Annotated in this window: 12 protein-coding genes and 1 pseudogene; 8 read left to right on the forward strand and 5 right to left on the reverse strand. The window is 67.6% G+C overall.

The window, feature by feature from the left end:
- Positions 1 to 74: 74 nt before the first annotated feature.
- From ACAM58_RS14640 to ACAM58_RS14660, 5 genes and pseudogenes are all read right to left on the reverse strand, one after another.
- Positions 75 to 1,073, reverse strand: a pseudogene (locus ACAM58_RS14640) (tripartite tricarboxylate transporter substrate binding protein); the annotation flags it as partial.
- Positions 1,070 to 1,957 (reverse strand): ABC transporter permease, encoded by an 888-nt coding sequence (locus ACAM58_RS14645; protein ID WP_012748136.1) that lies wholly within the window; start codon positions 1,955 to 1,957, stop codon positions 1,070 to 1,072. The gene ACAM58_RS14645 and the pseudogene ACAM58_RS14640, both read right to left, overlap by 4 nt.
- On the reverse strand, positions 1,939 to 3,120 hold the full coding sequence (locus tag ACAM58_RS14650) for a branched-chain amino acid ABC transporter substrate-binding protein (RefSeq protein ID WP_012748137.1): 1,182 nt from the start codon (positions 3,118 to 3,120) through the stop codon (positions 1,939 to 1,941). Before ACAM58_RS14650 ends, ACAM58_RS14645 begins: the two co-directional genes overlap by 19 nt.
- Positions 3,117 to 4,115: a PQQ-dependent catabolism-associated beta-propeller protein gene (locus tag ACAM58_RS14655; protein WP_012748138.1), complete on the reverse strand. Its 999-nt coding sequence runs from the start codon at positions 4,113 to 4,115 to the stop codon at positions 3,117 to 3,119. The genes ACAM58_RS14650 and ACAM58_RS14655 overlap by 4 nt, the downstream gene beginning before the upstream one ends.
- Positions 4,116 to 4,154: 39 nt before the next feature.
- Positions 4,155 to 4,868, reverse strand: coding sequence for an ABC transporter ATP-binding protein (locus tag ACAM58_RS14660; RefSeq protein WP_012748139.1), 714 nt, complete (start codon positions 4,866 to 4,868; stop codon positions 4,155 to 4,157).
- A 524-nt stretch (positions 4,869 to 5,392) separates the two neighbouring features.
- Between ACAM58_RS14660 and ACAM58_RS14665 the strand changes: the two genes are divergently transcribed.
- The 8 genes from ACAM58_RS14665 to ACAM58_RS14700 all read left to right on the forward strand — a co-directional run bounded on the left by ACAM58_RS14665 (position 5,393) and on the right by ACAM58_RS14700 (position 12,396).
- On the forward strand, positions 5,393 to 7,219 hold the full coding sequence (locus ACAM58_RS14665; RefSeq protein ID WP_012748140.1) for a methanol/ethanol family PQQ-dependent dehydrogenase: 1,827 nt from the start codon (positions 5,393 to 5,395) through the stop codon (positions 7,217 to 7,219).
- A 114-nt stretch (positions 7,220 to 7,333) separates the two neighbouring features.
- Positions 7,334 to 7,738: a cytochrome c gene (locus ACAM58_RS14670; RefSeq protein ID WP_012748141.1), complete on the forward strand. Its 405-nt coding sequence runs from the start codon at positions 7,334 to 7,336 to the stop codon at positions 7,736 to 7,738.
- Positions 7,735 to 8,625, forward strand: coding sequence for a quinoprotein dehydrogenase-associated putative ABC transporter substrate-binding protein (locus ACAM58_RS14675; protein WP_012748142.1), 891 nt, complete (start codon positions 7,735 to 7,737; stop codon positions 8,623 to 8,625). Before ACAM58_RS14670 ends, ACAM58_RS14675 begins: the two co-directional genes overlap by 4 nt.
- 26 nt (positions 8,626 to 8,651) lie before the next feature.
- Positions 8,652 to 9,335, forward strand: coding sequence for a hypothetical protein (locus ACAM58_RS14680; RefSeq protein ID WP_012748143.1), 684 nt, complete (start codon positions 8,652 to 8,654; stop codon positions 9,333 to 9,335).
- Between the two features lie 38 nt (positions 9,336 to 9,373).
- Complete coding sequence (locus ACAM58_RS14685) at positions 9,374 to 9,745, forward strand: hypothetical protein (RefSeq protein ID WP_038107147.1); 372 nt, start codon at positions 9,374 to 9,376, stop codon at positions 9,743 to 9,745.
- A 22-nt stretch (positions 9,746 to 9,767) separates the two neighbouring features.
- Positions 9,768 to 10,751, forward strand: a complete 984-nt coding sequence (locus tag ACAM58_RS14690) for a YncE family protein (RefSeq protein WP_049826092.1) — start codon at positions 9,768 to 9,770, stop codon at positions 10,749 to 10,751.
- Positions 10,752 to 10,809: 58 nt separating this feature from the next.
- Positions 10,810 to 11,355 carry an SRPBCC family protein gene (locus ACAM58_RS14695; protein ID WP_012748146.1) on the forward strand — a complete coding sequence of 182 codons (546 nt, stop codon included), beginning with the start codon at positions 10,810 to 10,812 and terminating at the stop codon, positions 11,353 to 11,355.
- A gap of 21 nt (positions 11,356 to 11,376) precedes the next feature.
- Entirely contained in the window at positions 11,377 to 12,396 is a 1,020-nt protein-coding gene (locus ACAM58_RS14700; RefSeq protein WP_012748147.1) for a MoxR family ATPase, read from the forward strand.

A 12,396-nucleotide genomic window follows, 5' to 3' on the forward strand; every position in this document is an offset into this window, starting at 1 on the left:
AGGCCGATCAGGCGGCGGGACCTCGGCTTGTTCGGTCGGCTCACGGTGTTCTCCCCCTCAAGTGCCGGTGCGCGCAGGCCCAGCTTTTCGACGATGGCGCGCTCCTGCGCGAAGATTTCGCGGCACGACTGCGCGTAGGCCTCCGGGCCGAGGTAGTCGGCCTCCTGGTCGTACTTGGCGAGCTCGTCCTTGAAGCGCGGGTCGAACATGGCTTTCTTGAAGGCGTCGTGCAGCACCGCCACCACGCCGCGCGGCAGGCCGCGCGGCCCGGCCAGCCCGTAGGGCGACTTGGCCACGATGTCGAAGCCGAGCTCGCGCAGCACGGGCACCTGTGGCCAGCGCTTCGAACGCTCGCCCGAAAAGATCGCCAGCAGCCGCAGCGTGCCGGCATCGACGGCCGGCCCGAAGCCGGTGGAATTGACGCCGGCCATCACCTGCCCGCCCGCAATCGCGTTGAGCTGCTCGGACGTGCCCTTGTACGGCACATGGATGTAGCGCAGGCCGCGCGCCGTGAACAGCGTCTCCAGCACCATGTGCGGCGTGGTGCCGATGCCGTTGGTCGCAATGGTCAGCTCGCCGGGCCGGGCGCGTGCGAACGCGAACATGTCCTCGAGCGAGCGCATCGGGCTGCCCGCCGCGACCAGCATGCCGAAGGTGACGCTGGACACCTGGATGATCGGCGTCACGTCGCGGATCGGATCCCACAGCACCTTCTGCGTGTGCGGCGCGCGGAACACCGGCTGCGGCATCTGCGCGATGGTGTAGCCGTCGGGCCGCGCCTGCTGCAGCACCGGCATGGCCAGCGTGCCGCCGGCGCCGCCGCGGTTTTCGGTCAGCACCGGCTGCCCGAGCGGCACCGAGGCCAGCTCGGCCAGGATCCGCAGCGAGATGTCGGTGGCGCCGCCCGCGGGCCAGGGCACCCACAGCGTGACGGGCCGCGAAGGAAAGGGCTCGGTCGAGGCCATCGCCCGGGCCAAGGGCAACGCGCCCAGCGCCAGCGCGCCGGCGCCGCGCAGCAAGCCGCGCCGGGTGAAACCGCCCTGCCCATGCGTGGTGGCCCGCCTCCGGCTCATGGCCCGCCTCCGCCGCGCTTGGTGAGGCCGCCGAAGCCGCGCTGCGGGTCGTAGCCCCAGCAGGCGAGCCCGAAGAAAACCACCAGGCAGCCCAGCACCACGTAAGGTGCCAGGCCCGGGTCCTTGCCGTAGAGCGCAAAGCGGATCCACTCCACCGCGTAGGTGAAGGGATTGAAACGCGCGAGCTGGTACACCCATTCGGCGCCCGATTCCTGCAGCTTCCACAGCGGATAGAGCGCGGTCGACAGGAAGTACATCGGGAAGATGACGAAGTTCATCGTGCCCGCGAAGTTCTCCAGCTGCTTGATGTGCACCGACAGCAGCAGCCCGAGCGCACCCAGCATGAGCGCGCCGGCCGCCAGCGCCACCAGCGCATGCAGGGCCGAGAGCGACAGCAGCGGCAGCTCGGTGCCGATCAGCGCCGCCACCACCACGAACACCAGCGCCTGCAGCACCGACAGCAGCGCGGTGGCGCAGAGCTTGGAGAACAAGAGCCAGGGCCGCGGCAGCGGCGCGGTAAGCAGCAGGCGCATCAGGCCCATCTCGCGGTCGTAGACCATGGCCAGCGACGACTGCATGCCGTTGAACAGCAGCACCATGCCGACCAGCCCCGGCACGATGTAGACGTCGTAGGGAATGTAGGTGTCATAGGGCTCGACGATCGCCACGCCGAAGACGTTGCGGAAACCGGCCGCGAACACCGCCAGCCACAGCAGCGGCCGCACCAGCGCCGACACCAGCCGCCCGGTCTGCTGCGAGAACTTGTAGATCTCGCGCAGCATGATCGCGCGCATCGCCTGCAGCGCATGGCCCAGCCCGCGACGCGCCAGCGGCTCGGCCTGTTCGCCCGCGGGCTTGGGGGTTTCTAGCGCGCGATCGGACATAGCTTCTCCGGTGCATCGGCGCCCAGCGTGTCGAGCACGTTGCGCGGGTGCAGCACGCCTTCGGCCGGCGCCTGCGCGATCACGCCCTGCCCGTCCGTCAGCAGCATGGGCTGGCGCAACTGGCCGTCCCAGGCGCGGAAGCTCAGGCTGGTGCCCTTGGAGCCGTCGAGCGTGCTCTTGCCGATGGCCTGGGCCCAGGCTGCGTTCGGGCCCTTGGGCGCGGCAATGGCCACGGCCGCCAGGGTCTTGCCGGCCATCCAGGCGGCCCAGTCCTGCGCGGTCATCGGGCGCTTTGCGGCCTTGGCAAAGCGGCGCGAGACCTGCGGCGCGCCATAGCGCTCGAACTGCGCATGCCAGGCCAGCGCCACCAGCCCGCCGTCGCCCACCACCGGCCGCGGCAGCACGGTGCGGTAGGGCAGCATGCGGGCGAACTCGCCGTCGCTGTCGACCACCCACACGGCGTCGTAGTTGTTGCCGGCCGTGAGCAGCAGCGGGTTGGCGAGGTCGCGCTCGCGCGGATCGGCCGAGAGCTTGAACGGCTTGCTGGCCACCACCTGCAGGCCGTAGCGCTTGATCGACGCCTGCACGGTGGCCGCGCGCAGCGCGTCCTGCGGGCTGCCGCCCACCAGCAGGAGCAGCTTGCTCCATTTGCGCGACACCAGCGTCTGCGCCAGCGCATCGCTGCGCATGCGTTCGCTGGGAATCAAATGGAACACGCGTGCGCGGCAATCCTGCTGGCGCAGCCGGTCGGAGGCGTCGCCCAGGTTCAGCACCGGCAGCTTCACGGCATCGGCCACGGCCAGCGTCCATTCGGCCGGCAGGTCGGTCAGCAGCACCGCCGCGCCGCTCTTCTCGGCCGCCACCGCCGCGGCGCGCGCGGCCTCGAGGGTCGCGGCAGGCGCGCTGGCCAGCGCCACTTCGGCGCCGGCGGCCTCGAGTTCGAACTTCGTCTCCTCGAGCGCAACTTCGAGCCCATCGGAAAGCGGGCCGCCCGGGTGCCCCAGGTAGGCACGCTCCACGCGGGAACGCTCCAGGCGGGGATCGTCGTCCGGCGTGATCAGCGTGGCCTTGAGCACGGCCGCGCCCGCCGCCGCCGGCGCCACGAGCGCCACGGCCATCCACCACGCGCCCACCAGCCAGGAAGCCGTTGCGCGCGTCCTCATTCGACGATCACGAGCCCATAGGGCACGCGCCCTACCGGAACGCTCTTGATGGCTTTGGCGCCGGCCACGTCGACCACCGTCACGTCGTCGCTCAAGCCGTTGACCACGTAGAGCCGCGCCTGCGCCTTGTCGAGCGTGACGTTCCAGGCCCGCTTGCCGACCAGCACCAGCGAGCCGACCTTGCGGCCGGCCACGTCGACGAAGGCCACGTGGTTGGCGCGGCCCAGGCCCACGAAGGCCCGCTTGCCGTCGCTTGTCATCTGGATGCCCACGGGCGTGATGTCCTCGGCGCGCGCGCCCTTCACCTCGAACTTGAGCGTGTCGATCACCTCGTTCGTCGCAGTCGAGACGATGCTGACGCTCGCGCCCAGTTCGTTGGTGACCCAGAGCTCCTTGCCGTCCGGCGTGATGGCCATGCGCCGCGGGCGCTTGCCGACCTTGATGTTCTTCACGACCTTGCCGCTGGCCGTGTCGATCACGTGCACCAGGCTCGCCACCTCGGACGTGATGTACAGCGTCTTGCCGTCGGCGCTGACCTTGACGCCTTCGGGCTCCGCGCCCACCTTGACCGAGCGCAGCTTCTTGCCGCTGGCCGCGTCGATGAAGCTGGCCTCGCCCGCGTCCTCGTTGGAAACGTAGATGACCTTGCCGTCCGGCGACAGGTCGAAGGCCTCGGGCTCGTCGCCCAGCGGAATGCGCCGCACCGACTTGCCGCTCGCGGGGTCGATCAGGTCCGCCTGGTTGGAATCGGTGCAGGCCACCATGATCTGGCGCTCGGGCGTGAGCTGGATGTGGCGCGCGCGCTTGCAGGTCGGGATCGTGCCCTTCACGGCCAGGGTCGCCAGGTCGATCATCGTCAGCGCGCTGTCCTTTTCGCTCGACACATAGGCGGTGCCCTGCGCCAGCGCGGCGGCGCTCGCGGCGGCCAGCGCGAGCGCGCTAGCGGCCGCGCGGACCAGGGTGCGCGCAGGCGGGGGCAGGAAGGGTTGCGGCATGCGATGTCTCCATTCTTTTTGGCTCGGATCGTTCTTGGTTCAGGCGGTGCGTGCGATGAAGCCCGCCTCCAGCGTGGCACCGCCAAGGCTCTGGCCCACCTGCGCCGGCGTGCCGTCCGCCAGCAGCTGTCCCTTGTGCAGCACCAGCACGCGGTCGGCCTCCTCGGCCTCCTCGACCCGGTGGGTGGCCCACAGCACGCACACGCCGCGCTCGCGCACGTCCGCATGCAGGGCCGCCAGCAGGTCCTGGCGCGATCTGGGGTCGAGCCCGACGGTGGCTTCGTCCATCAGCAGCACGGCCGGCCGGTGCAGCCCGGCGCGCGCCAGCTCGACCTTGCGCCGGTTGCCGCCCGAGAGCTCGCGCACCTTGCGGTCGAGATTGGCGTCGATGTTCAGGCGCTCGCAGGCCGACGCGATGCGTTCGGCCGCAAGCCGCCGCGGCAGGCCATGCAGGTCGGCCTGGAACAACAGGTTGCGCCGGATGCTCAGGTCCAGGTCGAGCGACATCTGCTGGAACACGACGCCGATGTGCCGCAGCGCCGCCGTTGCCGAGCGGCGCAGCGAATGGCCGGCCACCTCGACCTCGCCTTCGTCGGCCGCGAACATGCCCGTGAGCACCTGGAACAGCGTCGACTTGCCCGCGCCGTTGGGCCCGAGCAGCGCCACGAACTGGCCCGCAGGCAGATGCAGCGACAACGACTGCAGCGCCGTGCGCGTGCCATAGCGCTTGGTTAAGTCGATGGTTCGCAGCATGTAGATCGATGGGATTCGCCGGGCTTTGGGTGTCTCAATGGTAGGGGCCGTTTGCCTTCGAGCCGCAAATTCCGTGCCTCTGGAATTCGAGGGTTTTCACTGTGATGCATTGCCATTCGTTGGCCCGCGCGAAGGCCTGCGCAGCCCGATGCGCGCCATGCCCGCACGACATCCGTCACGTCGCGCGAGACACTTTGCGTCAAATTTGATGCGCACACGATGCAGGGCCACGGCAATGCGTGGCGGGCGGCCCCGGCCAGCACACCGAACGCTCGGGATTTCCCTAGGTCCGGACCGCGTTGCAGCACGCCGCCGCGTGCTGTGCGAGGGCCGCCGCGTGCATGCCTCTTCCGAGTGGAGCCGCCTGTCTTTGCATGGAGCGCGCATCGGCTGCCGAAGTGCTCCACGCTGGAACCGGCAGGCATGGATGTTGCGGACCGCAGCATTCGCCAAGGTGATCGAAAGATCCGCAGGCTGCCGCCATTGACCATGTTCAAAACCCACTGAAATGTGAGGAGACATCTATGAAGTTTTCCAGGCAGATCGCCGGCCGTCTCGTACGGCATATCGGCGTCGCGATGTTGGCTCTTCCGGCCTTGGCGCTCGCCAATGCCGACGTCGAGAAAAACATCGCCAACTCCAAGAACTGGGCCACGCAAGCGGGCGATATGTTCAACCAGCGATACAGCAAGTTGAATCAGATCACCAAGAGCAACGTGGGCAAGATGCAGGTCGCGTGGACCTTCTCCACCGGCGTGCTGCGCGGCCACGAGGGTTCGCCCCTGGTGGTCGATGGCGTCATGTACCTGCACTCGCCGTTCCCGAACAAGGTGTTCGCGCTCGACGTCGAGACCCAGAAGATCCTGTGGAAGTACGAACCCAAGCAGGACCAGTCGGTGATCGCGGTCATGTGCTGCGACACGGTGAACCGCGGGCTTGCCTATGCGGAAGGAAAGGTCTTCCTGCAACAGGCCGACACCACCCTGGTGGCGCTCGACAGCAAGACCGGCAAGGTGGTGTGGACGGTGAAGAACGGCGATCCGAAGGTCGGCGCCACCAACACCAACGCACCCCACGTCTTCAAGGACAAGGTCATCACCGGCATCAGCGGCGGCGAGTTCGGCGTGCGCGGCTTCCTGGCGGCCTACAACATCAAGGACGGCAAACTGGCGTGGAAGGGCTTCAGCACCGGCCCCGACGAAGAAATGCTGATGGACCCGGCCAAGACCATGACCTGGACCGACGGCAAGATGGCGCCCGTGGGCAAGGACTCTTCGCTGAAGACCTGGAAGGGCGACCAGTGGAAGATCGGCGGCGGCACCACCTGGGGTTGGTACAGCTACGACAAGGCGACCAATGCCGTGTACTACGGCACCGGCAACCCGTCGACCTGGAACCCCTCGCAGCGCCCCGGCGACAACAAGTGGTCCATGAGCATCTGGTCGCGCGACGTCGACACCGGCAAGGTCAACTGGGTCTACCAGATGACGCCCTATGACGAGTGGGACTTCGACGGCATCAACGAAATGATCCTGGCGGACATCAACGTCAAGGGCAAGCCGACCAAGGCGCTGGTGCACTTCGACCGCAACGGCTTCGCCTACACGCTGGACCGCGTGACCGGCGCGCTGCTGGTGGCCGAGAAGTACGACCCCAAGGTGAACTGGGCCACGCACGTCGACATGAAGACCGGCCGGCCGCAGGTGGTGGCCAAGTACTCCACCGCGCAGAACGGCGCCGACGTCAACACCAAGGGCATCTGCCCGGCGGCGCTGGGCAGCAAGGACCAGCAACCGGCTTCCTACGACCCCAACACCAAGCTCTTCTACGTGCCGACGAACCACGTCTGCATGGACTACGAGCCGTTCAAGGTCGAGTACACGGCAGGCCAGCCGTACGTGGGCGCCACGCTGTCGATGTACCCCACGCCGGGCAGCCATGGCGGCATGGGCAACTTCATCGCCTGGGATGCGGGCACCGGCAAGATCGTGCAGACCAAGGCCGAGAAGTTCTCGGTGTGGAGCGGTTCGCTGAACACCGCGGGCGGGATCTCCTGCTACGGCACGCTGGAAGGCTACCTGAAGTGCGTGGATGCCAAGGACATCAACAAGGAGCTGTTCAAGTTCAAGACCCCGTCCGGCATCATCGGCAACGTGTTCACCTATGAGCACAAGGGCAAGCAGTACGTCGGCGTGTTCTCGGGCATTGGCGGCTGGGCCGGCATCGGCATGGCTGCGGGCATCGACCCCGAGAAGAGCACCGAAGGCCTCGGCGCCGTCGGCGGCTACAAGGAGCTCGCCCAGTACACCGAGCTCGGCGGCTCGCTGACTGTCTTCGCACTGCCCAACTGAGGCGTTACTACCGAGGCGCCATTGCACAGATAGACGCAACATGCGAACCGGGAGAGCACTCGCTCGAGGGCTCTCCCCCACGCACTTTCAAAAGATACCGGAGACCCAGGAGCCATGAAATTTCGTAAGTCAACGTTGCTGCCTTCCCTCGTCCTGCTTGCCGGCGTGGCCTGCACACTGGCCATTGCCGCGCCAGACCCCGCCCCCTACAAGGTCACCGACGGCTACAAGGTGGATCCCGAAACCATGAAGGGTTTCCGCACCTGGCGCTCCGCGGCCTGCGACCGCTGCCACGGGCCCAACCAGGAAGGCATGGTGGGACCGTCCCTCATCAACAGCCTCAAGACGATGAAGAAGGAAGACTTCATCAAGACCGTGCGCGACGGCAGGCTCGACAAGGGCATGCAGAGCTTCGGCAACAACCCGGCGGTGATGGAGAACATCAACCAGCTCTACGCCTACCTCAAGGGCCGGTCCGACGGCGCCATCACCCGCGCCCGAGTGGAAGAAAACAAATGACCACCCGGCAGCGTGCTGCCAAGCCCCTTTCCATCGGCGCCCGCCTGCGGGCGGGCCTTCTGGGCGCAGCCTGCTGCTGCGCGCTGGTTCCGGCCGCGGCCCAGGAGACCCCGCCGCGCAAGGCGCTGCGCGTCTGCCAGGACCCCAACAACATGCCCTTCTCCAACACCAAGGCAGAAGGCATCGAGAACCGCATCGCCGAGCTGTTCGGCAAGGCGCTCGGCCTGCCGGTCACCTACTACTCGTTCCCGCAGCGGCTGGCCTTCTTCCGCAACACGCTGCGCTTCAAGCTGCCGGGGCAGGACTATCCCTGCGACATCGTGATGGGCGTGCCGGTCGGGCTCGACGAAGTCTCGGTCACCAAGCCCTACTACCGCTCGACCTACGCGCTGGTCTTTCCCAAGGGCAAGGGCATGGACAACGTGGCCTCGGCGGAAGACTTCCTCAAGCTCGACCCGGCCAAGCTCAAGTCGCTGCGCATCGGCATCTACGACCGCTCGCCGGCCTCGCAATGGCTCAACAAGCACGGCCTGCTGGAGCAAGGCGTGCCCTACAAGCTCATGAGCGCCGACCCCGCGCAGTACCCGGGCGAGATCGTCGAGAAGGACCTGGCCGAAGGCAAGCTCGATGCCGTGGTGGTCTGGGGCCCGATCGCGGGCTACTTCGCGCGGCGCGTCAAGAACCCGGCCCTCGTCGTGGTGCCGCTCAAGTCCGAAAAGGGCGTGCGCCTCGACTACCAGATGGCCATGGGCGTGCGCTACGGAGAGCGCGAATGGAAGCAGCAGGTCGAAGGGCTGATCGAGTCCAAGGCACCCGAGATCCAGGCCATCCTGAAGGAGTTCGGCGTGCCGGTGGTCGATGCATCGTTCGGGGTTCCCACCAACTGAGTTGCCGTTCTTCGTTCTTCTTTCCCATGCGCTTCGCCATCGCCGCTTCGCTCTGCGTTCTTCTCTTGTCTCCCCCGGCCTCGCAGGCCGAGCCCGACAAGCGCGACTTCTCGCCCGCCGAACGCCTGCTGTTCATGACGCCGCAGCTCAAGGACCTGCAGGCGCCCATGCTGCTGCGCTACACCTTCGGCAAGACCGGCAGCTTCGAGGAAGCGTTTGCCGACAGCGTGACGGTGTCCCTGAGCGCCAAGGAAGACGGCCGCTGCTGCGATGCCAAGGGCGTGTTCCTGAGCGGCGCGCACAAGCTCCCGGTGCCCGACGTGCCGGCTGCCGAAGGCAATCCCGTGATCCTCTATTTCCTGGAGCACGACGTGCGCGAGATGAAGCGCCTCACACGCGGCTCCGAATACCACTTCCGCAAGCGCATCCGCATGGGGATCTACCAGGACGCCCAAGTGCGCGACGTGGCGCTGCGCTACCAGGGCCGCGCCATCAAGGGCAAGGAGATCGTCTTCAGTCCCTTCCTGGACGACCCGAACCGGCCGAAGTACGAAAAGTTCGCGACCAAGACCTACCGCTTCACGCTGTCCGACGCGGTGCCGGGCGGCGTCTACGGCATTCGCACCTCCATTCCGGGCGACAGCGCCGCGGCCCAGCCCCTCATGGTCGAGGAGCTCCTGATCGACGGGGCCAAGGCGCCGGCGCGCTAGTGCCTGTTGCCGCCCAAGAAATCCTTCCAGCGAACGCCATGAACAAAACAGTCCGTCTTCTTCTCTGTCTTCTCGGCCTGCCGATGGCCGTGCATGGCGCGACGCATGCCAACGACTTTCCCACACTGGACCGCGTGCTGTACGTGCAGGAATGCATCGCGGCCCACCCCGATGCGGGCCACTTCGAAATGGCCAGCAAGTGCTCCTGCGCGGTCGACGCGCTGGCCAGGGAAATCAAATACTCGGAATACGTGGACCTGAGCACCGCGGCCAAGGCCACCACCATCGGCGGCGAGCGCGGCGGCTACATCCGCGATTCGGAAAAGCTGCAGGCCGACATCAAGCGCTACAAGGCGCTGCAGGCCAAGGCCAACAAGGGCTGCTTCATCGGCCCGCCGACCGCGCGCTGAGCCGCGTCCCGGGCACAGCGCCATGACAGGTACCGCGACACCTGTGCACGCCGGGCTTGCCGCGATGCTGCTGCTGTGCAGCCCGGCCTGGGCCTCGCCGTTCGCCTACATCACCAACCAGGGCAGCCACGACGTGTCGGTGATCGACCTCGCCTCGCAGCAGGTGGTGGCCACGGTGCCCGTGGGCCGCTCGCCGGCCGGCGTGGTGGCGTCCAGCCGCGCGGGCCGGGCCTTCGTCTCCAACCCCGACAGCAAGACCATCTCGGTCATCGACATGCGCCAGCAGAAGGTCGTGAACACGCTGCCGGCCGGCGACGGGCCGGTGGGCATCGACATCTCGGCCGACGGCCGGCGCCTCTACGTGGCCGACTGGTACAGCGGCCGGCTGCTGGTGCTCGACGCGCAGGCCGCCGGTGCCGCCAAGCCCCTGGCTTCGATCGCGGTCGGCCGCGCGCCTGCCGGCGTGGCCGCGCATCCCGGCGGCGCCGCCGTTTTCGTGGCCGAGCGCGACGACGACAGCGTGGCCGTGGTCGACACCGCCGCGCAGCGCGTGCTGGCGCGCGTGCGCGTCGGCAGCCATCCCTTCGCGCTGTTCTACGACGCGCCGCGCTCGCGCCTCTACGCGCTCAACGTGCAGAGCAACGACGTCTCGGTGGTCGACATGCGCGACATCCGCCGCCCGGCCGTGATTGCCACCGTGAAGGTCGGCAAGGCGCCCTACGGCGCGGCGCTGGCCGAGGGCGGCGCGCTGCTCTACGTGACCAACCAGCACGAAGACTCGGTCAGCGTGATCGATGCCGCCTCGCTGAAGCTGCTGCGCACCCTCCCCGGCTTTGCCTACCCCGAAGGCATTGCCGCGCACGGCGACCGGGTCTACGTCGTCAACTGGATGGACGACAACGTGCAGGTGCTGGACGCCGCGAGCGGGCAGAAGCTCAAGACCATTGCCACGGGACAGAACAGCCGCGGCTTCGGTGCCTTCATCGGTGCGCCGATGGAGCCCTGACCTGTTTTTTTTTTTTGAACCGATCTTTTTTTCTTCCCACCTCATCACGGATATTTCCATGCTGACACACCCTTCCGGCCGACGGGCGCTCTCCGTTCTTCTCGCATCGATCCTGCTTGCCGCATCGGCCCCGAGCCAGGCCCACGGGCCCACGCGCCAGAAGGTGAGCGAGAAAGTCACCATCGAAGCCCCGGCCGATGCCGTCTGGGCCAAGATCAAGAACTTCAACGCGCTGAAGGACTGGCATCCGGCCGTGGCCGACAGCGCGGCCGACAAGGGCAATGCCGAAGGCTCGGTGCGCACCGTCAAGCTCAAGGACGGCGGCACGCTCGTCGAAACGCTCGAGGGCTACGACGACGCGAAGATGAAATACAACTACCGCGCCAAGGACGGCGGCGCGCTGCCGGTCACCAACTACACCTCCGTGCTCTCGGTGGTAGCCGACGGCGGCAAGTCGGTCGTCGAATGGCGCGGCGCCTTCTACCGCGGCTACCCCAACAACGATCCGCCGCCGGACAAGAACGACGAAGCCGCCATCAAGGCCGTGACCGGCGTCTACCGCGACGGGCTCGCCCACCTCAAGAAGATGATGGAGTCGAAGTAGCCCAGGGCACCGGACACCACCATGGGCACCGAAGAACAACTCGAAGACTGGCGCCGCCTCGCACTGCGCGTCGAAAGCGAAGTCGCGAAGGCGGTGATCGGCCAGGCCGAAACGATCCGCCTCATCAACGTGGCGCTGTTCGCGCGCGGCCACGTGCTGCTCGAGGGCGACGTGGGCGTGGGCAAGACCACGGTGCTGCGCGCCTTCTCGCGCGCCATCGGCGGCGACTTCGAGCGCGTCGAGGGCACGGTCGACCTGATGCCCGGCGACCTCGTCTATCACACCTATGTGGACGCCGAAGGCCGGCCGCGCATCGACCCGGGGCCGCTGCTGCGCCACGGCGAGCGCCTGGTCACCTTCTTCTTCAACGAGATCAACCGGGCCCGGCCGCAGGTGCAGTCGCTGCTCTTGCGCGCGATGGCCGAGCGCACCGTGTCGGCCTTCGACCGCGAGTACAGCTTTCCGCACATGACGGTGTTCGCCGACCGCAACAAGGTCGAGCGCGAAGAGACCTTCGAGCTGGCTTCGGCGGCGCGCGACCGCTTCATGTTCGAGCTGAACATGCCCAAGCCGGCCGACCGCGGCATCCGCCAGTCGCTGGTGTTCGACACCGCCTACCACGACACCGAAAGCCTGATCGACAAGGTGGCGCCCGCCATCCTGCCCTGGGACCGGCTCAACGCCATCGCCGCGCAGGTGCAGCGCAGCGTGCGCGCCAGCGAGACCATCGAGCGCTATGTGCTCGACGTGTGGGAGGCCACCGAGGCGCCGCAGAAGTTCGGCATCCGGCTCGACGGCGTGGACATGGACCGCCTGATCCTGGCCGGCGCCAGCCCGCGCGGCATGAGCGCGCTGCTGCGCGCGGCACGCACCGTGGCCTGGCTCGAAGGCCGCTCGCACCTGGAACCTGCCGATCTGGCGGCCGTGCTGCCCTCGGTGCTCGGGCACCGCGTCTTCTTCACGCCTGTGTACGAACTGCGCCGGGCGGAATTGTCCGAAGCGCTGGTGACGCAAATCATGGACAAGATCGCCGCCCCCTGA

Origin of the sequence: Variovorax sp. V116, assembly GCF_041154435.1 — a bacterium.
Lineage (GTDB): Bacteria > Pseudomonadota > Gammaproteobacteria > Burkholderiales > Burkholderiaceae_C > Variovorax > Variovorax paradoxus.